Source organism: Chryseobacterium sp. SIMBA_029 (assembly GCF_046535275.1).
Classification (GTDB): Bacteria; Bacteroidota; Bacteroidia; order Flavobacteriales; family Weeksellaceae; genus Chryseobacterium.
The window spans coordinates 1-272 of record NZ_JAWRXA010000322.1 but is presented as its reverse complement, the minus strand read 5'-3'; the positions used below and the strand labels follow the sequence as shown (position 1 = coordinate 272).

Here is a 272-nt window from a genome sequence, read left to right as displayed (position 1 = left end):
CTCATCGCCTGGGCCAACCAGCTCGGTCTGACGGACGCCGTGCCGCTGCTGCAGGCGAACCTTGAAGAGGAAGAAGCGACCGACGCCAAGCTGACGCAGCTTGCCGAAGCTCAGGCGAATGCCAAGGGCAAAGGCTCCAAGGCAGCCTGATCTCTCCGGTTTCCCACGAAGGCCGTCTTGCGAGGCGGCCTTTTTGTTATCCGCCATTTCACGACAGGGGACATTCCAATGGCCAAGCGACCAACTCAACCGACGGCTTCCGAGTCTACAAG

At 60.7% G+C, this 272-nt stretch carries 1 protein-coding gene; it reads left to right on the top strand.

All coding sequences use genetic code 11. The annotated features are described in order from the left end of the window. Window positions 1-3: 3 nt before the first annotated feature. On the top strand, window positions 4-150 hold the full coding sequence (locus SB679_RS24295) for a DUF892 family protein (RefSeq protein ID WP_410704818.1): 147 nt from the start codon (window positions 4-6) through the stop codon (window positions 148-150). Window positions 151-272 lie beyond the last annotated feature (122 nt).